Below are 20,285 nucleotides of genomic sequence, written 5' to 3'. Positions count from 1 at the left end.
TGTCCAGACCGAAGACATCGGTAACAGATCGTACCTAAGACATAGGTGACAACCTCGTGCCGAGCGGGTTGCCGATTGGTTGCAAGGTCATTTACTCCAGGTCGATCCCGCCGACGCGCAACGCATCCGATTTGGTGTGTTACGGCGAGACGCGTTCATGGCATGACCATTATTGCTCGGTCCGCGCTTTCGCCGTCAACCCCGCGCGGCAAAGGCCGCGCCCCTGCGGGCTTCGGGGGGGTGACGGCTCAGCGCGGCCAAGCAACTGGCCACCATGCCAAGAATGCAGGAAAGCGCGTCTCGGTCAGAGCGCCGAGGCCGTACTTGAGACATGGGTGGCGGGCTTCGGGCCGAACGGGTTGTCGAGGGGTTGCAAGGTCTTTTGCTCGAGGTCGAAGTAACCGAGATCGTAATGCATGAAGCTGACGAGCCAAATGCCGTCGTCGACTTCCTTGATGCCGAGCTTCTGGCCGGCCAGCACGGTGGAGATGTTGATCTTCTTGCGATGGAGGCAGAGGCGGCCGCAGGCGGTGATGACACCGTCGCGGTCGTGGAACGGATATGTGAGTTCCGGCAGACCATCGTAGCGGCGGGTTGAGGCTGTGTAGAGCTCTCCGGGGCACTTCATGTCGAGCGCCTCGTGGGGACGTTCAGAATTGAACTCGCGGAGGAAGGCATCGAAGCGTGCCTGCTGCTGCAAGCTGTTGAACCCCGGCGGCCGGGTGGCCTCCTTCTTCAGCGTGAGATGCATGCGCTCGTGACGGCCGTTCTGCTGCGGATGGCCCGGCTTGATGCGTTCGATCGCAATGCCGAGTCTGAGCCACCACACCGACAGCTTCGAGAGGTTGAACAGCGCGTTTGGACTGGCAAAGGGCACGCCATTGTCGGAGCGGATGGCAAAGGGCAGACCGCGCTCGCGGAACAGCCGTTCAAAGGCAGTAATGGCAGGATCTTCCCGCGTGGAATCCAGCGCTTCACAGAGCAGCAGGAAGCGCGAGGCATGGTCGGTGACGGTCAGCGGATAGCAGTATCGGCCATTGCCGAGCTTGAACTCGCCCTTGAAGTCGGCACACCACAGATCGTTGGCAAGCGTGCCCTGCGACAGCGGCGTGCCGTGCGCGCGGTGGCGCGGCACGCAGCCGCGCTTGACCAGGCCATGGCGGTCGAGGATCGCATGGATGGTGCTTTTGGCCGGCACCCGGACGTCGCCGTCGAGCCGTCGCACCAGGAGCTCGCGGATCTTGCGGGCGCCCCAGTGTGGCTTCTCGCCCTTCAGCCGAACGATCAGGGTCTCGACCTGCTGCGGGAGCTGGTTGGCGTAACGGATCGGCCGCCTGGAGCGGTCGCTTAACGCTTCAAGCCCGTGCTCCTTGTAACGATCGAAAATCTTGTAGCCAGTTTTGCGGGAGATGCCGAACTCCCGGCAGACCTCGGCCATGGCTTCTCCATCCAGAAGCCGGGCGACAAAGCGAAGGCGCTCTTCCATTACCGAACTCGCTTTCCACGGCATCCACACCTCCCGCAGAACAAAAGCGGAAAGTGTAACCCATGTGTCCGGTACGTTCTGTCACCTATGTCTCGGGCCGCTCAACATCCCGAACATGTCCAATGCTGTGCTGCAGCGTCCCGTGCGGTCCACTGTCGTGGCGCACGGCAACGGAGTCCGGATGTGATCGCCGTCACATAACCTCGCTTCGGTCTTTCCTAGTGTCCGCTCACGCAAACACGGGGAGACGTCACATGCGCAAGATCATTCTGGTTGCCGCCATGGTTCTGGCCTCGGCCTCCGCACAGGCTGCTGGTACGCGCAGCTTGACCCTGGCTTCCGCCGAGACGCCCGCAGCTACGAACGCTACTCCTGCGGCAGCACCGGCAGAGACTCCGAAATACGTGGACCGGCCTGCCGCCGTCCCCACCACGCCTGCGGCCGCGACGACGACGCCTGCAACGAACTGCGCGCCCAGCAACGACGCCGCCAAGCCTGCACCGAAGACCACGGCGAAGGCCGACAAGCCCAGGCGCCACCGTGGCTGGACCGAGGGCCGCATCATCGGCGAGCTGCATCGCCACGGGATCTATTGGTAATAGTGCGTCAGTCGCTGCGCGCTCGTCATGCCCGGGCAAAAGCGCGAAGCGCGTCTTCGCGCTAGATGTCCCGGGCATCCACGTCTATCCACGCGGACCCAAGAACGTGGATGGCCGGGACAAGCCCGGCCATGACGCAAGTGGAGATAATCCGATCTAGATAGCGACGTTACTGCGAGACCGTCTGCACCACGCTCGAGATCGGACGCGCGCTCGACGTCGGCACTTTCAGGTCCTTGAGCAGCGCTTCGTCATATTCCGGCAGCGTCTGGAAGGTTGTCTTGGCCTTGATCTGCACGACCTTGTAGCCGCCGGCCTTCAGGCGCGCGAGCAGCGTCGGCAGCGCTTCGCCGGTGTGCTTCTGGAAGTCATGCATCAGGATGATGCCCTTGCCGAGCTTGTCGAGCTTGGTCATCACGTTGCTGACGATCTTGTCGGGCGTGCTCTCCTTGCGGAAATCGAATGAGTCGAGATCGGTCGAGAACATCGCGACGTTGCGGGTGCCGAAATAACTCACGATCGCCGGATTGTGCTGGAGCTGCGGGAAGCGGAAGAACGGTGCCGGATTGGTGCCGAGCGCGAACTTGACCGCGCTAAAGCCCTTCTCGACCTCGTCCTTGGCTTGGCTCTCCGTCATCTTCTTGCTGTTGAGATTGACGTGCGACCAGGTGTGCGCGCCAACGGTATGGCCCTGGGCCAGCACCTGGCGCAGGATTTCCGGATGATAAGTCGCGTGCTTGCCGACCGCAAAGAACAGCCCCTTGGTGCATTCGTCGGCGAGCGCCTTCAGCACGGCCGGCGTGTTGTTCGGCCACGGACCGTCGTCGAAGGTCAGCACGACCTCCTTGTCGGTCAGGAAGTCGAACTGCTTGAAGTGCTCGAAGCCGAAGCCGGGGCCGCCGGTGGTGTCGATCTCGACCACGCGGGCGACGCCAAGCGCGTTCGGATTGGCGCAGGTCGATTTCTGCTGAACCGGCATGGCCGGTGCGGGAGCGGACGCCTGGGCTACGGCGAGTGTTGCCGGCTTGCCAGAGAGCGCCGCGGTGACCTCGACGTCATCCTTGACGGCCAGTTTCGCCGGTGCCGGCAACGGATCGGCGGCACGGGCGGCAATCGTCTTGGGCGCGGCCTGTTCGGCGCGCGAGGAATAAAAGAACCAACCTCCGGCGGCGATCACGACCGCCGCAATTACACTGGCCAGCATCAGGCCCAACGCATTACGCATCGCGCTACTCTTTCCAATTACGCAACCAAACCAGCGGTTTCTTTCCCGCGCCGAGCTATTAATGCGAAGGAAGAGTTAACGTGACACCAACACGACAGCGGTTCCGAAGGAATTTCAGGGAGGTGCGCCAAAGTGACCGATGTCACAGTGGCCGACCGTCCCGTGACCGTCATCACAGTGGAAACGACTTTGCTGGAACATCGTAGCTCCCATCAACAACCGGCCCCGCTTTCCGCGGCGCCAATGGGAGCTTCAAATGACCAAGTCTTTGATGAGCACGTCTCCGAGGAGCAAGATCCGCGACACCAGCCTGGCTCTGGGCTTTGCCGCCATCGTCTCCATCCTGTCGACCGGGTCGAGCTTCGCCTTCTCGTCCGAGGCGCAGCAGATGTGCACCGGCGACGCCTTCCGCCTGTGCTCGTCGGAAATCCCCAACATTCCGAAGATCACCGCCTGCATGATCAAACACCGCACCGATCTCAGCGCCGGCTGTCGCGCGGTGATGGACAAGGACCTCGCCAAGGGCGCGTCACGCAAGGTCGCTGACGCCCGGGACAACAAGTAACAGCGCGCACGACGAATTCGTCGTTTGCGTCCTTTAGCTCCATCGCGACGTGCCCCGGCGTGAAAGCCGGGGCCACGCGGCAGCGCCAGCGCGGTCCACCAACAAAGCCGTTGCGGCGGTGGAACCATCGCTTTAGCTTCGCCCGCCTATCGTTCGGGTACGAGGCAATGACGCGATGAGCAGAATTCTTTTCATGATTCCGTTGGCGCTGATCGCATCGAGCGCATCGGCGCAGCAGCAGCCGGGGCACGACGCCTGCGCGCGCGATGTCTCGCGTCACTGCCGCGCCGTGATGAACAATGGCGATTCAGCCGTGCTCGCCTGCCTCAAGCAAAACCGCACGCGCCTCAGCAAGGCCTGCGACAAGGTGCTGACCGAGCACGGGCAGTAGTTTCTCCCCCGTCATGCCGGGGCATCGCGCAGCGATGAATCCGGAATCCATCGAGCCGCATTCGCCTGGAGGAATGGATTCCGGGCTCGCGCCTGACGGCGCGCCCCGGGATGACGAGAGAAGGCTTACGTACTGCTTCCCGCCGCGGTCGCGACCACCGGCAGCACTTCGGCGCTTGCGCGGTCCGGCGTCTCTTCCTTCCAGCGCACCGAGCCGAACGGGCGCTCCAGCATGCGGCGGATCCGCACCGGCTCGGGGCCGATGTGGAAGTCGATCGCGCTCTGGTGCAGCGCGCGTTCGGATTGGGTCGAGCGGTTGCGCTGGCGCAAATAATCGAGCCAGGTCGGGCAGTGATAGCGTTCGGTCCACAGCTCCGGATCGGCGATGTCGCGCGCGATCGACCAGCCATAGGCGCCGTTGCGCTGGCGACTGAGCTGCACGTCCTGCATCACATTGTGGAAGGCGCGCGCATTCTCCTGCGCCACGCGATATTCGATCTCGACCACGAGGGGGCCGCTGCGCCCCGTCAGCGACAACCGCACTTCCGGATCGGCCAGCACCTCGGCATCCTCGTTGCGCGCGCCGACGCGCGGCATCGCAAGCCAAAGTCCCAGGAGCGGCGAGATCAGCATCAGGCCAGCCGCGACCAGCAGCGCGACCTCCACGCCGGCGTAGTCGGTGAGGTGACCCCAGCCCCAGGCGCCGATCGCAATGCCGCCCGAAATCGAGGCCTGGAATGCCGCGAGCGATCGTCCTGCGACCCAGCGCGGCGCCGAGAGCTGCACGCCGATATTGAACAGCGCGACGGCGGCCATCCAGACCGCGCCCGCCAGCACCAGCGCGGTCGCGGTCAGCACCGGCTCGCTGCTCAAGGCAAGCGCGGCCATCGCGAACGCGATCGAGATGGTGCAGGCGCGAATCGCGGCTTCGCCGCTCATGCGCTTGCGCAGCTCGTGAATGTTGAGCGCGCCGACGACCGCGCCCATGCCGAAGGCGCCCAGCATGATGCCGTAGGTCTGGGCGCCGCCATGCAGGAGGTCGCGCGCGACCAGCGGCATCAGCGCCATGATGGCGCCGCCGATCAGGCCCATCACCAGCGTGCGCAAGAGCACGATCTTGATCGGCGGCGAATTGGTGATGTAGCGGAAGCCGGAGACCATGGCCCGGTTGAGCTTTTCCCGCGGCAGGCGCGAGGGCTCGGTGGTGCGTCGCCAGAGCAGCAGCACCACCAGAAGGGGCAGATAGAGGATGGCGTTGCAGGCAAAGGCGGCGACCGCGCCGGCCGCGGCGACGATGACGCCGCCGACCGCGGGACCGAAGCTGCGTGCGATGTTGTAGCTGATGCCGTTCAGCGCGACCGCCGACGGCAGCGCATCCGGCGGCACCTGTTCACTGACCGACGACTGCCAGGCCGGACCGAACAGCGCATTGCCGCTGCCGACGACGAAGCAGAAGGCGAGCAGCGTTTCCGGGGTGATCAGCTTGAGCCCGGCCAGGATCGTGAGCGCAGTCGCGCCGATCAGCGCGATCGAGAGCGACACCAGGGTCACGATACGGCGGTCATACATGTCGGCGATGGCGCCGGCCGGCATCGAGATCAGCATGATCGGCAGCATCAGCGCGGTCTGCACCAGCGCCACCTTGTCGGCCGATGCCGCCATCTGCGTCATCGCCCAGGCGGCGCCGACGCCCTGGATCAGGAGACCAAGATTGGAGAGCAGGCTGGCGAGCCAGATGCGCCGGAACACGGTGTACCGCAGCGGTGCGGTGATGCCGTCGGCGGCAATTCTCTGACGTTTCGGCTGCTCGGTCATATCCCCTTCCATTTGGGTTGGCAGAAGTGGTCTTGGCAGTTTCGGCGATTCCAGCGGGTTCAGTGATGCCCGCGAAAGTCCTTCGCTGTCCAGTGCTTAGACGTCTATAAGCGGTGCAAAGGCGTGAGTTCGCCCGAAAGGAACATGATGAAGCTGTCGCGACGGACCATCCTGCAAGGTATCAGTGCCCTGCCCTTCGCGGCTGCGAGCGTCCGGATCGACGCCTTGGCCCAGACCGCGCCCGCGAGCTCCGAGGTGCCGCCGATCCTGTTCGTCCATGGCAATGGCGACTACGACGCGCTCTGGATGACCACAATGTGGCGGATGGAATCGAACGGCATTGCGCGCGATCGCCTGCTGGCAATCAATTTCACCGATCCCCTGGCGCGTAGCGACGACAAGGTCGAGCAGGCGGACCGCTCCTCAACCGCGGACCAGCGCCGCGAGCTCGCTGCTGCCATCGCGGAGCTGAAGCGCCGCACCGGTGCGACTCGCGTGGCGCTGGTCGGCAGCTCGCGTGGCGGCTACGCGATCCGCAACGTCATCAAGAACGGCGGCGCTGATGATGTCAGCCACGCCGTGCTGTGCGGCACGCCCAACCACGGCGTCTTTGCGACCGACGACGCGCTCGGCAGCGAGTTCAACGGCCGCGGTGCGTTCCTGCGTGGTCTGAATGAAGGCGAGAGCGAGGTGACGCCGGGCCCGGCCTTCCTCACGCTGCGCAGCGACGGCATGGACAAGTATGCGCAAGCCGATGGCCGCTTCATCGGCAAGCCCGGCGTGCCGACCGGCGTCACCACAGAGGGGCCGGAGCTGAAGGGCGCCACCAATCTCGTGCTCGGCGCACTCGATCATCGCGAGGTGGCGTTTCATCCGCGCGCCTTCCGCGAGATCTACAAATTCATCGCGGGGCGTGAGCCCGCGCGCATCGCGGTTCTGCCGGAGCAGACCGTCAGGCTGAGCGGCCTCGTCACGGGCACGCCCGGCGGCGTGCCGACCAATCGCCCGGTCGCCGGCGCAACGGTCGAGATCTTCCGCGTCGATCCCGAAAACGGCGAGCGCAAGGGCAATGCGGTGCATAGCTCGACAACGGCGGCCGACGGCCGCTGGGGGCCGGTACAGGTCGACCCCTCCTGGTCGCTCGAATTCGTCCTGACTTCGCCGGACGCGCCGACGACGCATATCTACCGCTCGCCGTTCCCGCGCTCGTCCGACGTCGTGCACCTGCGCGCCGCGCGCCCGCTCGGGCCGACCGACAAGGATGCTGGCGCAGTCGTGATCATGTCCCGCCCGCGCGGCTATTTCGGCCTGCCGCGGGACGTGGTGCTGTTCGACGGCAAGGAGCCGGCCGACGTCAAGCCGGGCGTGCCCACGGATGCGGCAGCAACCCTGCGCCTTCTGCTCGCCGACGTCGGGCGTAACATCGTGGCCGAATTTGGCGAAGAACGGATTGTGGCGCGGGCCTGGCCTGCCGCCGAGAACAGGATTGCGATTGCCGAACTGACTTACTAGCTATTTGGCCACGCGAGACTTCTCAACGAACGATCTGCGGGGAGAGAGCCATGAACATCGCCAGCGTGCGTCGGCCTATCGTCCCCCCAGCCCCGCCGCGCGCGCCGGACGACATGTCGTTCCTGAGCAAGCTCGCGGTGATCCGGCGAAACATGATCGCGACCTGGGGGCAGCGTGCCTATGAGGAAGAGATCATCCCGGGCCGCTTCATCTTCCGCAACAGTTTCATCCTGAACCGCCCGGATGCGATCCGGCATGTCCTGCTCAGCAACTACGAGAACTACACGCGCACGCCGGCGGGCATCCGCATGCTGCGTCCCGTGCTCGGTGATGGTCTTCTGATTGCGGAAGGTCATTCCTGGACGTTTCAGCGTCGCACCCTTGCGCCGGCGTTTACGCCGCGCGCCACCGCCAACCTCGTCCCGCATATGACCGCGGTGCTCGACGAGACCATCGCGAAGCTGGATGGGCGCGTGGGCGAAGCCGTCGACCTCCGCGAGATCATGCAGCGCATGACGCTCGAGATCGCCGGACGCACCATGTTCTCCTTCGGCATGGAACGCCATGGTCCGACCTTGCGCAACTTCATCATGGAGTATGCCGAGCGGCTGGGACGGGCATATTTTCTCGACATGGTGCTGCCGGTGTCCTGGCCGAGCCCGATGGATTTTGCCCGCGCCCGCTTCCGCAAGCGCTGGACCGAATTCGTTGCGATGCTGATCGCCGAGCGGCGTGCGGTGGGCAAGAAGGACGGTGCGCCGCCGCGCGATCTGTTCGATCTCATGGACGAGGCGCGCGATCCCGAGACCGGCAAGGGCTTTTCCGACGCGCAGCTCGTCGATGAGGTCGCGACCATGATTCTCGCGGGTCACGAGACCACGGCGACCGCGCTGTTCTGGGCGCTGTATCTGCTCGCGCTCGATCCGGAGACGCAGGAGGAAGTTGCCTCCGAGACCCGCGGCGAACACCTCGACAGCATCGCGGACATCGATCGCCAGAAGTTCACCCGCGCGGTGATCGAGGAGACGATGCGGCTCTATCCGCCTGCCTTCCTGATTGCGCGGGCGGCCCGCGACAAGGACAATGCGGCCGGCGTCGCGATCGGCAAGGGCGACATCATCATGATCGCGCCGTGGCTGTTGCACCGCCACGAGAAGCTGTGGGATCAGCCGAACGCGTTCATCCCGAAACGCTTCATGTCGGCCGAGGCACCCGACCGCTTCGCTTACTTGCCATTCGGCGCGGGGCCGCGCGTCTGCGTCGGCGCGCCCTTTGCTCAGGCAGAATCCGTGCTGGCGCTGGCGAGGCTCATCGGGGCGTTCCGGGTCGAGCTCGTCGACACCAATCCCGTCATTCCGCTCGGCGTCGTCACGACCCAGCCGGATCACTCACCCATGTTCCGCATCACGCGTCGGTGACAGGCGATTGCCTCGCCGATGGCGTGATACACCCGAGATAGAGCCCCCGCCATGAGCGACACACAGGCGCAGTTTTCCGTTCTGAAGCAGACCGCAGATCCGAAGGTCGTCGACGCGATTGAGCAACTGGTCGCGCAGGGCGGGGATCACGAGCTCAATCGCATCAATGTCATCGACTTCTCGAAGCGACATGATCTCGACGAAGAACGCTCGATCTCGGCTTTCCTGCATTCGGCGCGACTAGGCCTGTTCGATCTCGGCTGGAACGTGCTGTGCCCGGGTTGCGGCGGCGTGCTCGGGGCGCACTCGACCCTGAAGGCGCTCAAGCCCGATGATTATCACTGCGCGCTGTGCGCCTGCGGCTACAAGCCGAACGTCGACGATCAGGTCGAAGTGTCATTCACGGTCAACCCCCGGGTTCGGCGAATTGCTGCCCATGATCCCGATACGCTGCCCGTGTGGGAGTACTACAAGCAGATGTACTGGAGCTCCGGCGTCGATTTCACGGAGGAATCGGTTGCAACGCTGGCGAACGAGGTGACGCTGGAGACACGCGATCTGCCGCGCGGCGAAACAACGACAATCCTGCTGCAGCTTCCCCAGCAGTTCATCATCGTTTTCGAGCCGATCACGCACGCTGCGCTGTTCATCGACGTGCAGGGCGAGCCGGTCGGCGAGCCGCAGGAGCTCTCCATCGCCTACACCAACGAACCGGCGCCGACAAAGACGGTCAACCTGCGCCCAGGTCCGCTAAACCTCACGCTCAAGAACCAGGCGAGCACCCGCGCGCTTCCATCGATATTCATCGCGGCCGAGGCGCTCCATCATCTCATCGGCAAGCGCAAGCCGTTCCTCACCGCCAAGCGAATGCTGTCGAACCAGACCTTTCGCGATGTGTTCAAGGCCGACAACCTCAACATCGACCAGCGGCTCCAGATCACTTCGCTGACGTTCCTGTTCACCGATCTGAAGGGCTCGACCGCGCTCTACGAGCGCGTCGGCGATCTCGCCGCCTTCGATCTCGTGCGCGCGCATTTCCACGCGCTGCTCGAGATCATCTCTTCGGAGAAGGGCGCGGTGGTGAAGACCATCGGCGATGCCGTGATGGCGACCTTCATTCGTCCCGAGCATGCGATCGTCGCGGGCCTGCGGATGCGCGCAGCCATGGACAAGCTCAACGAGCAGCGCGGCACCACCGATCTGATCGTCAAGATCGGCATCCATGAGGGGCCTTGCCTCGCTGTGATGCTCAACGAGCGGCAGGACTATTTCGGCCAGACCGTCAACATCGCCGCGCGCGTGCAGAGCCTGTCGACCGCGCAGGAGATCCACATCACCGGCCCGGTGCTGGATGCGCCGGCTGTCGCCGAGCTCCTGGAGCAGCGCGCGATCAGGCCGATCCAGAAACAGGCCGCGCTGCGCGGCATCGCCGACAAGATGGTGGTGTACGAGATACCGTGATGTTGTCGTCCGGCGAAGGCCGGGACGACAACAGATTGCAGAAACGTAATGCACACGGCGAACTGACGCACGTTGCGCCGGTTGAGTTTCCTGCTCATATAATGGCTTGTAGAAGCCGCTTCCCGCGGCTTCATCGATTTCGGTGGGACTCATGCTGGACGGCCTGCGCCAATTCATCGCTGAGATTGTTGCTCCCCATGCCCAGGACCGCGCCTTCGGTGACAGCGATTACCGGCTGGCGGCAACCGCGCTGCTGATCCATGTGATCTCGCTGGACGGCCAGCCGACCGAGGCCGAGCAGCGCAAGCTGCATAGCCTGATCGAAAGCCATTTCGGGCTGGATCACGGCACCGCGGACCGCCTGATCGCGGACGCGACCCAGGTCGAGGGCGAAGCCGTCGATCTCTACCATTTCACCAGCGTCATCATGCGTTCGGTCGACGAAGACGGACGCAAGCGCATCGTCCAGATGATGTGGGAGCTGGTCTATGCCGACGGCCAGGTGACCGAGTTCGAGGACAACGTCGTCTGGCGCGCGTCCGACCTGCTCGGCGTGTCGCAGCGCGACCGCATCGACCTGAAGCACGCCATCGCCAATCGCGCCGGTGGTCAGGTGAAGGATGGCGTCGTCGACGCCTGAGCCGGTTCGTCCCGCCGCTCGCTCCGGTGGTGATCACGACATGACGAAACTTTAATGTATCGGCGGACCGCCCTCGCCGCCGAAAACGCCCGCAAATCAGCGGGTTTTTCCGCTTTGCCTATCATTCGCGCAACGCGCCATGCCGCCGGGCAGCTTGCGTCGCGCACGGGGCCCATGCTCTCGTTTCGGCGTTGTCGTTAGCATTTTCCCGCCGTCAAGAGATTTGGATCGTGACCGAGCGCGTGACGCTGATTACCGGTGCTTCGGCCGGCATAGGTACGGAACTGGCGCGCGTGTTCGCCGCGAACGGACACCGCCTGGTGTTGACGGCGCGCAGGGCCGATCGCCTCGAGGCACTGGCGAACGAGCTCTCGGCCAAGAGCGGCAAGAAGCCGATCATTGTCCCCTGCGATCTCGAAGCGGCCGATGCCGGCGAGAAGATCGCGGCAGCGCTCGCGGCCGAAGACGTCGAGCTCGATCACCTCGTCAACAATGCAGGCTTTGGCGTGTTCGGCGATGCGATTGAGTGTGATCGCGCCGAGCAGCTCGGCATCGTCGACGTGAACATCCGCGCGTTGACCGATCTGTCGCTGCGCTTTGCCGACCAGCTCGTCAAGAATAAGGGCGGCATTCTCAATGTCGGCTCGATCGCCGGTTTCCTGCCCGGCCCCGGCATGGCCGTGTACTACGCATCCAAGGCCTATGTGATCTCCTTCACCGAGGCCTTGCGATCCGAACTCGGCAAGCGCGGTGTTCGCGTCACCGTCCTGTGCCCGGGTCCGGTGCCGACGGAGTTTCAAGCGCGCGCGGGCTTTGCTCCGGGATTTGATTCCGCGATCCTCAACGTCTCGGCTGCCGATGTTGCGCAGGCCGCCTATCGCGGTCTGATGGCCGATAAACGGGCGGTCCTGCCCGGGCTCGGCATCAAGATCGTGCCGTTCCTGCTGCGCCTGTTTCCGCGCGGCTTCATCCTGGCCGCGGTCGGCCGGTTCCAGACGCGCAAGCGCTAGGAGACGGGCGCGGCAGCCCGTATTGGCCCGGGGCTTGCTTCATGAACCCCGTGCGCGCGAACTCACACGAAATTAACGATCGCTTAGCTATGTTGGCGGTCTGAATCGATAGCACCCGCAGAGGCAATGTCGTTCCGGACGGACAGGTTTGGTGGCGCAGAGGTGGTGCCCTTCCCGCGAAGGGCGCCCGGCGCGGCCGCCTCCGATCGCGAGAGCCGTCAGCCGGTTCTGATCGTCCTGCACCAGGAATCCTCCACCCCCGGCCGTGTCGGCAACGCCTTGCGCGCGCTCGGCCATCGCCTCGACATCCGCCGGCCGCGCTTCGGCGATCCCTTGCCCGAAACGCTCGAGAAGCATGCCGGTGCCGTGGTCTTCGGCGGGCCAATGAGCGCCAATGATTCCGACGACTACATTCGCCGCGAGATCGACTGGATCGAAATTCCGCTCCGCGAACAGCGCCCGTTCCTCGGCATCTGCCTCGGCGCTCAGATGCTCGCGATGCAGCTCGGTGCCCGCGTCGCGCCGCATCCCGACGCGCTGACGCAGATCGGCTATTACCCGATCCGCCCGACCGCGGCAGGACGAGCGGTTTGCCCGGATTGGCCGGGGAAGGTCTATCACTGGCATCGCGAGGGTTTTGAGCTGCCTGTCGGCGCCGAACTGCTCGCCGAAGGCGATGATTTTCCGGTGCAGGCGTTTCGGACCGGCAATGCCGTCGGCGTCCAGTTTCATCCTGATGTGACCTACGCGATGATGCATTGCTGGACCACGCGCGGCTATGACGGTCTGAGCGCGCCCGGCGCGCGGCAGCGGCATCATCATTTCGCGGATCGCGCCGTCTATGACGTCGCGGAGCGCGCCTGGCTCGATCATTTCATCGAGGGCTGGCTGGTGCGCCGGCCGATGCTGGCCCAAGCGGCCGAGTGATCGCGCGCCGCGCCTTGTCCTTGCCTCATCGCTGGATGTGCTAGGCTTGCTCCCAATGAGCACGCGCATACGCGTGCGGATAAAAGGGAGAGCGCCGTGGCCTATGAACACATTCTCTATGAGGTGAGCGACAAGGTCGCGACCATCACGCTCAATCGCCCCGATCGCATGAATGCGTGGACGCCGATCATGGAGCGCGATGTGCGCCACGCGATGGAAGCGTCAGCCGCTGACGAGAATGTCCGCGTCATCGTGCTGACCGGCGCGGGCCGCGCCTTCTGCGCCGGTGCCGACATGGATGCGCTGAAAGGCCTCGATCCCAATGACGTCAGGCGCGCATCGAACCTGCCGCCCTTCGACATGAACCGTCGCCCGGACTGGCAGACGCGCTATGGCTTCTATCCGTCGATCGGAAAGCCCGTCATCGCGATGCTCAACGGCGCAACCGCCGGCATCGGGCTCGTGCACGCGCTCTATTGCGACCTGCGCTTTGCCGCCGACAACACCGTATTCACCACCGCCTTCGCGCGGCGTGGGCTTATCGCCGAGCATGGAATCTCCTGGATGCTGCCGCGCATCGTCGGCCATGCCAATGCGATGGATCTGTTGCTGTCGGCCCGTCGCGTTGCAAGCGACGAGGCGCTGCGGATCGGGCTGGTCAACCGGCTCTGCCCGCCCGAGAAGCTGCGCGAGGAGACCTACGCCTACGCCCGCGATCTCGCCGATTCCGTCTCGCCGAGTGCCATGGCCGTGATCAAGCGGCAGCTCTACGAGGTGCCGTTCCAGACGCTGGCCGAAGCCACGATCGAGGCCAACCGGGAGATGCTGATCGCGCTGGGCGGCGGCGATTTCAGGGAGGGCGTGGCAAGCTTCATGGAGAAGCGGCCGCCAAGGTTCACGGGGAGGTAGGGCTGAATTTGGGGACTTCGGTCCGTCTTCGCCCTTTGGGCTTCGCCGGACACCACGCTTCGCCGTTCAGGCTCCGGCGTGGCAGCGCCACGCGTAGCCCGGAGGGCGAAGCGTGGTGGAGCCAGGCGGGATCGAACCGCCGACCTCGTCATTGCGAACGACGCGCTCTCCCAGCTGAGCTATGGCCCCGTCGCGGGCCGCTCTGGTAAACGCGGCCGACAACCGGGCGCCATTTAAGTCCCCGCTAAGGTCAAGTCAAGGACGGGCGTAGCCCGGTTTTAGCCTTATCCGGGCCCGGACTTCCCTTGTTTGAGCCGGGGGGAACCGGTATCTAGCAAAAGGCGTCACATCCCCACCGGAACCAGAGTTTCCCCAGCCATGCGTGCCGTTCTCGACATCGTCATCATCGTGCTCGACCTCTACGTCTGGCTGCTGATCATCTCCGCGATCCTGTCGTGGTTGATCGCCTTCAACGTCGTGAACACCCGCAATCAGTTCGTCTCGGCCGTGGCGGAGTTCCTGTACCGCATCACCGAGCCGGTGCTGGCGCCGATTCGCAACTTCATGCCCAATCTCGGTGGCATCGACATCTCGCCGATCATCCTGATTCTGATCATCATGTTCATCGAACGGGTGATCATGTACTACATCTACCCGAACGTGCTCTAACGCGGCGCGGGCGGAGCCTTGGTCGCAAGCGAGCCCTGGCGCATCTCCGCCTCGGGCATGAGCATCGCTTTGCGGGTGACACCGCGCGGCGGCCGCGACGGCATCGACGGGATCGAGCAGCTTTCCGACGGCCGCAGCGTGCTCAAGGTGCGCGTGCGTGCCATTGCCGATGGCGGCGAGGCCAATCGGGCGGTATTGGCACTGCTGGCGAAATCGCTCGGCGTGCCCAAGGCCAGCGTGAAGCTCCTGTCCGGAGCAACGTCGCGCTTGAAGCAGATCGGGGTTGATGGCGATCCGGAGCGGCTCGGCGACACGCTGCGGCAGCTCGCCTCGGCCAAACCCAAGACCTAAAGGACGAGACCTAAGGAACCGACATGACGGCCAAGATCATCGATGGGAAAGTCATTGCCGCGGAGCTTCGCGGCCGCGTCGCCGACGAGGTCGCCCGCGTCAAGCGCGAGCACAATCTGGTGCCGGGGCTTGCGGTGGTCCTGGTCGGCAATGACCCGGCGAGCGAGGTCTATGTCCGCTCCAAGCACACCCAGACCCAGGCCGCGGGCATGGCCTCGTTCGAGCACAAGCTGCCGGCCGACGTCTCGCAGGCCGACCTGCTGGCGCTGGTCGCAAAGCTCAACCGCGAGCCCGCCGTGCACGGCATTCTGGTGCAGCTGCCGCTGCCGAAGGGCCTCAACACCGAGGCCGTCATCAATGCCATCGATCCCGCCAAGGACGTCGACGGGCTGCATCCGAACAATGCCGGCCGGCTCGCCGGTGGATTCGAGGCGCTGTCGCCCTGCACGCCACTCGGCTGCATCATCCTGACCAAAAGCGTGCACGCCTCGCTCGAAGGCATGAACGCCATCGTCATCGGCCGTTCCAACCTGGTCGGCCGTCCGCTGGTGCAATTGCTGCTGAACGAGAACGCCACGGTGACGATCGCGCATTCGCGCTCGCGCGACCTGCCCGGGCTCGTGAAGCGCGCCGACCTCGTCTATGCCGCGGTGGGCAAGCCCGAGATGGTGCGCGGCGACTGGCTGAAGCCGGGCGCGACCGTGATCGACGTCGGCATCAACCGCATTCCGAAGGATGACGGCAAGACCCGCCTCGTCGGTGACGTCGCCTATCAGGAAGCACTTGGGGTTGCCGGCGCGATCACGCCGGTGCCGGGCGGGGTCGGCCAGATGACGGTGGCCTGTCTCCTGGTGAATACCCTGCGCGCCGCCTGTGCGATCGCAGGCCTGCCGAAACCGGCGGTGTAGGTTTTCTTCACCTCGCCCCGCTTGCGGGGAGAGGTCGGCGCGAAGCGCCGGGTCAGGTGGACTCTCCGCGAGTCTCTTTGTCACCGAAGTTGCGGAGGCAGCCCCTCACCCCAACCCTCTCCCCGCAAGCGGGGCGAGGGAGCAGAGCCGGGTTCGGGACACAGAGCTCAGGCCTTCTTTTTCTTCTCGCGATCCATGCCTTCGAGGATCAGCTTGTGCGCGTCCTCCGGGCCGCCCCAGCGCAGGATCTTCACCCACTTGCCCTTCTCGAGATCCTTGTAGTGCTCGAAGAAGTGCTGGATCTGCTGCAGCGTGATGTCCGGCAGGTCGCTATACGACTTCACCTTGTCGTAGCGCTGCGTCAGCTTGGATGACGGCACCGCCAGAATCTTCTCGTCGCCGCCGGCTTCGTCCTCCATGAACAGCACGCCGACCGGGCGCACGCTCATCACGGCGCCGGGGATGATGGCGCGGGTGTTGACGATCAGGACGTCGCAGGGGTCGCCGTCGTCGGACAGCGTGTGCGGGATGAAGCCGTAGTTACCGGGGTAACGCATCGGCGTGTAGAGGAAGCGGTCGACGACCAGCGTGCCGGCCTCCTTGTCCATCTCGTATTTGATCGGTTCACCGCCCACAGGCACTTCGATGATGACGTTGACTTCGTGTGGGGTGTTGGTCCCGATCGAGACCGCATCGATACGCATTCAAGGCTCCGTTGTTGCCGAGGTGAAATCGCGCCCGGCAGCGATTTTGGCATTGTCATACGCGGGCTGAGCCCGCCTATCCATCGAACTTTTGTGAAATTATGAATCCAGCGACCACCGGCTCAAAAGGCAACGGTATCGACGGAGGGAATCGCTGCCGGCTGACGTTTCAGCAGCTCAATTGGTCCAAGCGAAGGCAACCTTGTCGAGCGATTTCGGCCCGAACCGCTCCGAGGAGCGCGCCACCATGCGGCCACCCAGCGCCCGGTAAAACTCCGTCGCTGGATCGTTGTCGGAGAGCGCCCACACCACCATGCTCTTCAAATTGCTCTGCATCAGGTCGCGGCGGGCGGCGGCAAACAGGCGCCGGCCGAAGCCGAGGCCCTGGAATTCGGGACGCAGATAGAGCTCGTAGATCTCGCCGTCGAAATGCAGGCTACGGGCGCGGTTGCGACCGTAGTTGGCGTAGCCCGCGATCTTGTCGCCGAACACCAGCACGCTGACGCGGCTGCCCTTGCGGATCGCGCTGTCCCACCATTGCGGACCGCGGCGGTTGATCAGCTTTTCCAGCTCTGCGCCGGGAATGATGCCCTGATAGGCCGAGCGCCAGGCTTCGTCATGGGTGGACGCCACCGCAGTCGCATCTGCAGCTTTGGCCGGCCGGACCTCGATCAGGGTTGTGCTCATGGACACGATCAAACCAAGTCGCCGCGCCGGCGGCAAGACCTATCGTTAATTATGGGTTAACCTGTGGACTTTCTGCATCAGTATTTTGACCATGTTGTACCGAAAGAGGACAAGACGGCGCTTTGACCGGCAATGGCTTGTCATACGTCGGTGCAAAACTGCGTTGCGGCAGCGAATGGACGGCAGGAGCTACGCAGAAAGTCCGCCCAGAATGATTCGTTCCTACTAGTCTGGCCTTCGCGAATCCCTCTCGCTTCCAGCGATTCATGCGGTTTTCTTACGCGCTTGCCCTTCTCCCCGTGCTGGCCGCGCTCATCGCGCCGCCGCTGCGCGCGCAAGTCGCGTTGGGTCCCTCTGGCGAGGAAGGCGAGCCGTTTCGGCGGCAGCAATGGCGCGTGCCATCGCCGGACAGTGAGGTTGCGTCACATGCCCTGCTCTTTCGTCCCGCAGGCGACGGGCCGTTTCGGCTCGCCGTCATCGCCCATGCCTCGACGCAGAACGTGCTGCGTCGCGCGCAAATGCCGCAACCGGAATACCGCGCGCTCGTCGCGTTTCTCACTGTGCGCGGCTTTGCCGTGCTTGTGCCGGAACGGCTCGGCCATGGCGCGACCGGCGGCCGCTATGTCGAGGACCAGGGCGGCTGTGACGAGGCCGATTATGTGCATTCAGGCCGCATCACCGCGGACGAGATTTCGTTCGCTCTGGAATTCCTGCGGAAGCAGGATTTCGTCCGCAAGGACGGTGCTGTCGTGATCGGCCATTCCGCCGGCGGATGGGGCGCGCTGGCGCTCGCCAATGCCGATCCGAAGACCATTTCCGCGATCATCGTATCTGCGCCCGGCCGCGGCGGCCACGCCAATGACGTCCCGGACAAAGTTTGCGCACCAGATGCGCTGAAGCTCGCGGCGGGTGAATTCGGCAAGGCCGCACGCCTGCCTGTGACGTGGTTCGTGGCGGCGAACGATACATATTTTTCGCCGGCCTTCGCGGGGCAATTGGCCGATGCGTTTCGCAGCGCCGGTGGCAAGGTGGATTTCCAGGCGGTGCCGGCCATTGGCAGCGAAGGCCACTGGATGATCGAGACGGAGGCGGGCGTCAAAGCCGCGGGCAAGGCGCTCGAACGTGCGCTGAACCTGCCAAGGCCGGTTGCGACCAAGAAGCCATGACACTGTATTTCCTGATCAAATATCTGCATGTGCTCGGCGCCATCGTCATTCTCGGCACTGGAGCCGGCATCGCTTTCTTCATGCTGATGGCGCATCGCACGCAGGACGCGGAATTCATTGCGCGCACCGCCTCGGTGGTGGTGATCGCGGACGCGATCTTCACGTTCTCGGCCGTGATCATGCAGCCGGTCAGCGGCGGTCTCCTGATGATGCTCTCCGCCACGTCGATCACGGAGCGCTGGCTGCTCGCCGCGCTCGCGCTCTATGTCGTGGCCGGCCTGTTCTGGATCCCCGTCGTGCTCATGCAGATCGAGATGCGCGATCTCGCGCGCAAGGCCGCCGATCAGCGCACCGCCCTCCCACCGCGCTATTTTGTGCTGTTCCGCCGCTGGTTCGCGTTCGGCTTTCCCGGCTTCGGCGCGACCATGCTGATCCTCTGGCTGATGATCGCAAAGCCGTTTTGAGGGACGCGATGAGTAAGGCCAACGTTCTCCTGCTCGGCGCTTCCGGCCTGATCGGCCGCTTCGTCACAGATGATCTCCGTGCGCGAGGCTTTCGCGTGATCGGTCTCGCGCGGAGCCTGTCGCCGGCGCAGAAGATGAGCCCGCGGGACATCGAGCTGCCGATCCTCTCCCTCGATGCGGCCGCGCTGACGCATCTCTTGAACGAGCACGCGGCCGACGTCGTCGTGAACTGCCTTGGCGTGCTCCAGGACGGCGCTGGTAGCGACACCAATGCCGTGCATCGCGATTTCGTCGCGCGCCTGCTTCAGGCGATCGGCGATAGCGGCCGTGTGATCCGCCTCGTGCACGTCTCGATCCCCGGGACGGCTGAGGCCGATCGCACCGCATTCGCAACGACCAAGCGCGAGGCCGAGCGGCTGATCGCGGCCTCCGGCATCGTCCATGCGATCCTGCGGCCTGGCTTCGTGGTCGCACCGTCCGCCTATGGCGGCAGCGCCCTGCTGCGGGCGCTCGCCGCGTTTCCGATTGATCTGCCGGACAAGGAGATGGCGACGCCGTTCCGGCCCGTCGCAGTCGAGGATATTGCCGCCACCATCGCCTGGCTCGCCGCGCGCGACATCGATGATGCGTCGGTGAAGGCCGTGAGCTGGGACCTGATGCAATCAGAGCCGGTCACGATGGCCGGCGTCATCAAGCAGTTTCGCATTGCGTTCGGCACGGCCGGCTGGCCGCATGTTGCGATGCCGTCGTTTGCACTCGATCTCGGGGGGAAACTAGGCGATGTCGCCAATTATCTTGGCTGGATGCCGCCAATGCGTTCGACGGCCATCACTGAGTTGCGCCGCGGCGTCAGCGGTGATCCCTCGGCGTGGATCGCCGCGACCGGCATTGCGCCGAAAACGCTGACGGATGCGATCGGCCGGCATCCGGCCACCATCCAGGACAAATGGTTCGCGCGGCTGTTTCTGGTCAAGGCGCTGATCATCGGGAGCCTGGTGGCGTTCTGGGTCGTCTCCGGCTTCATCGCGCTGTTCGTCTCCTACCGCGCCGCCGCCGGCATCCTGACGGCGCACAACCTCCCATCGGCGCTGGTCGATCTCATCACGATCGGCACGAGCCTGATGGACATGAGTATCGGCGGGCTGATCGCCTTCCGCCGCACGTCCGCGCTCGGACTCGTCGCCGGCATCATCGCTTCGCTCGGCTACATGGTGGGTGCAGCGATCCTGACGCCCGATCTCTGGATCGAGCCGCTCGGCGCGCTCGTGAAGACGGGACCTGCTATCGTGCTGATGCTGGTGGCGCTCGTGATGCTGGATAACCGATAGCGTTTTCGAGCGAAGTGGTCACCGGTTCGCGGGAAGAAAACGCGTCAAGAA

Annotated in this window: 21 protein-coding genes and 1 tRNA gene; 16 read left to right on the top strand and 6 right to left on the bottom strand. The window is 64.5% G+C overall.

All coding sequences use genetic code 11. The features are described 5' to 3' along the window. Positions 1-304 precede the first annotated feature (304 nt). On the bottom strand, positions 305-1,510 hold the full coding sequence (locus AXW67_RS16900) for an integrase core domain-containing protein (protein WP_063677366.1): 1,206 nt from the start codon (positions 1,508-1,510) through the stop codon (positions 305-307). A gap of 230 nt (positions 1,511-1,740) precedes the next feature. Here AXW67_RS16900 and AXW67_RS16895 point away from each other — a divergent pair, with 230 nt between their 5' ends. After that, positions 1,741-2,085: a hypothetical protein gene (locus tag AXW67_RS16895; RefSeq protein WP_027555326.1), complete on the top strand. Its 345-nt coding sequence runs from the start codon at positions 1,741-1,743 to the stop codon at positions 2,083-2,085. Between the two features lie 169 nt (positions 2,086-2,254). On the opposite strand, the gene AXW67_RS16890 is transcribed toward AXW67_RS16895, so the two are convergent. After that, a complete protein-coding gene (locus tag AXW67_RS16890) occupies positions 2,255-3,310 on the bottom strand; it encodes a polysaccharide deacetylase family protein (protein ID WP_063678786.1) in 1,056 nt (351 codons plus the stop codon). A 256-nt stretch (positions 3,311-3,566) separates the two neighbouring features. Between AXW67_RS16890 and AXW67_RS16885 the strand changes: the two genes are divergently transcribed. Together AXW67_RS16885 and AXW67_RS16880 are read left to right on the top strand one after the other, a co-directional pair. Next, positions 3,567-3,875, top strand: a complete 309-nt coding sequence (locus AXW67_RS16885) for a hypothetical protein (protein WP_063678785.1) — start codon at positions 3,567-3,569, stop codon at positions 3,873-3,875. A gap of 175 nt (positions 3,876-4,050) precedes the next feature. Beyond that, a complete protein-coding gene (locus tag AXW67_RS16880; protein ID WP_063678784.1) occupies positions 4,051-4,266 on the top strand; it encodes a hypothetical protein in 216 nt (71 codons plus the stop codon). A gap of 125 nt (positions 4,267-4,391) precedes the next feature. Here the strand turns inward: AXW67_RS16880 and AXW67_RS16875 are convergent, their stop codons facing one another. After that, positions 4,392-6,080: an MFS transporter gene (locus tag AXW67_RS16875; protein WP_063678783.1), complete on the bottom strand. Its 1,689-nt coding sequence runs from the start codon at positions 6,078-6,080 to the stop codon at positions 4,392-4,394. Positions 6,081-6,227: 147 nt separating this feature from the next. Between AXW67_RS16875 and AXW67_RS16870 the strand changes: the two genes are divergently transcribed. From AXW67_RS16870 to AXW67_RS16840, 7 genes are all read left to right on the top strand, one after another. Continuing rightward, the gene (locus tag AXW67_RS16870) at positions 6,228-7,592 is read left to right on the top strand and encodes a hydrolase (RefSeq protein WP_063678789.1); all 1,365 of its coding nucleotides are present in this window, start codon (positions 6,228-6,230) and stop codon (positions 7,590-7,592) included. 50 nt (positions 7,593-7,642) lie between these two features. Continuing rightward, positions 7,643-9,010 carry a cytochrome P450 gene (locus AXW67_RS16865; RefSeq protein ID WP_063678782.1) on the top strand — a complete coding sequence of 456 codons (1,368 nt, stop codon included), beginning with the start codon at positions 7,643-7,645 and terminating at the stop codon, positions 9,008-9,010. A 51-nt stretch (positions 9,011-9,061) separates the two neighbouring features. Then, the gene (locus AXW67_RS16860; protein ID WP_063678781.1) at positions 9,062-10,471 is read left to right on the top strand and encodes an adenylate/guanylate cyclase domain-containing protein; all 1,410 of its coding nucleotides are present in this window, start codon (positions 9,062-9,064) and stop codon (positions 10,469-10,471) included. A gap of 151 nt (positions 10,472-10,622) precedes the next feature. Continuing rightward, on the top strand, positions 10,623-11,111 hold the full coding sequence (locus AXW67_RS16855) for a tellurite resistance TerB family protein (RefSeq protein ID WP_027555334.1): 489 nt from the start codon (positions 10,623-10,625) through the stop codon (positions 11,109-11,111). 230 nt (positions 11,112-11,341) lie between these two features. After that, on the top strand, positions 11,342-12,121 hold the full coding sequence (locus AXW67_RS16850; RefSeq protein ID WP_063678780.1) for an SDR family NAD(P)-dependent oxidoreductase: 780 nt from the start codon (positions 11,342-11,344) through the stop codon (positions 12,119-12,121). A gap of 126 nt (positions 12,122-12,247) precedes the next feature. Then, positions 12,248-13,048 (top strand): glutamine amidotransferase, encoded by an 801-nt coding sequence (locus AXW67_RS16845; protein WP_063678779.1) that lies wholly within the window; start codon positions 12,248-12,250, stop codon positions 13,046-13,048. A 96-nt stretch (positions 13,049-13,144) separates the two neighbouring features. After that, entirely contained in the window at positions 13,145-13,957 is an 813-nt protein-coding gene (locus AXW67_RS16840; RefSeq protein WP_063678778.1) for an enoyl-CoA hydratase, read from the top strand. 113 nt (positions 13,958-14,070) lie between these two features. On the opposite strand, the gene AXW67_RS16835 is transcribed toward AXW67_RS16840, so the two are convergent. Further along, positions 14,071-14,146, bottom strand: a tRNA-Ala gene (locus tag AXW67_RS16835). A 189-nt stretch (positions 14,147-14,335) separates the two neighbouring features. Here AXW67_RS16835 and AXW67_RS16830 point away from each other — a divergent pair. The 3 genes from AXW67_RS16830 to folD are packed head-to-tail and all read left to right on the top strand — an operon-like array spanning position 14,336 to position 15,885. Next, positions 14,336-14,626, top strand: coding sequence for a YggT family protein (locus AXW67_RS16830; RefSeq protein WP_027555338.1), 291 nt, complete (start codon positions 14,336-14,338; stop codon positions 14,624-14,626). Between the two features lie 18 nt (positions 14,627-14,644). Next, positions 14,645-14,977, top strand: coding sequence for a DUF167 domain-containing protein (locus AXW67_RS16825; RefSeq protein ID WP_082907920.1), 333 nt, complete (start codon positions 14,645-14,647; stop codon positions 14,975-14,977). Positions 14,978-15,000: 23 nt separating this feature from the next. After that, positions 15,001-15,885 (top strand): bifunctional methylenetetrahydrofolate dehydrogenase/methenyltetrahydrofolate cyclohydrolase FolD, encoded by an 885-nt coding sequence (folD, locus tag AXW67_RS16820; RefSeq protein WP_027555340.1) that lies wholly within the window; start codon positions 15,001-15,003, stop codon positions 15,883-15,885. A 167-nt stretch (positions 15,886-16,052) separates the two neighbouring features. Here the strand turns inward: folD and ppa are convergent, their stop codons facing one another. After that, a complete protein-coding gene (gene ppa / locus AXW67_RS16815) occupies positions 16,053-16,589 on the bottom strand; it encodes an inorganic diphosphatase (RefSeq protein ID WP_027555341.1) in 537 nt (178 codons plus the stop codon). A 177-nt stretch (positions 16,590-16,766) separates the two neighbouring features. Next, complete coding sequence (locus AXW67_RS16810; RefSeq protein WP_027555342.1) at positions 16,767-17,276, bottom strand: GNAT family N-acetyltransferase; 510 nt, start codon at positions 17,274-17,276, stop codon at positions 16,767-16,769. A gap of 266 nt (positions 17,277-17,542) precedes the next feature. Here AXW67_RS16810 and AXW67_RS16805 point away from each other — a divergent pair, with 266 nt between their 5' ends. The 3 genes from AXW67_RS16805 to AXW67_RS16795 are packed head-to-tail and all read left to right on the top strand — an operon-like array spanning position 17,543 to position 20,234. Beyond that, positions 17,543-18,442 (top strand): alpha/beta hydrolase family protein, encoded by a 900-nt coding sequence (locus tag AXW67_RS16805; protein WP_063678777.1) that lies wholly within the window; start codon positions 17,543-17,545, stop codon positions 18,440-18,442. Next, positions 18,439-18,906 (top strand): DUF2269 family protein, encoded by a 468-nt coding sequence (locus AXW67_RS16800; protein ID WP_027555344.1) that lies wholly within the window; start codon positions 18,439-18,441, stop codon positions 18,904-18,906. The genes AXW67_RS16805 and AXW67_RS16800 overlap by 4 nt, the downstream gene beginning before the upstream one ends. 8 nt (positions 18,907-18,914) lie before the next feature. Further along, positions 18,915-20,234, top strand: coding sequence for an SDR family oxidoreductase (locus AXW67_RS16795; RefSeq protein WP_063678776.1), 1,320 nt, complete (start codon positions 18,915-18,917; stop codon positions 20,232-20,234). Positions 20,235-20,285 lie beyond the last annotated feature (51 nt).

The sequence above is a fragment of the Bradyrhizobium neotropicale genome (genome assembly GCF_001641695.1).
GTDB lineage: Bacteria > Pseudomonadota > Alphaproteobacteria > Rhizobiales > Xanthobacteraceae > Bradyrhizobium > Bradyrhizobium neotropicale.
The sequence above is the reverse complement of the archived record's forward strand: the minus strand, read 5'-3'. Positions and strand labels throughout refer to the sequence as shown.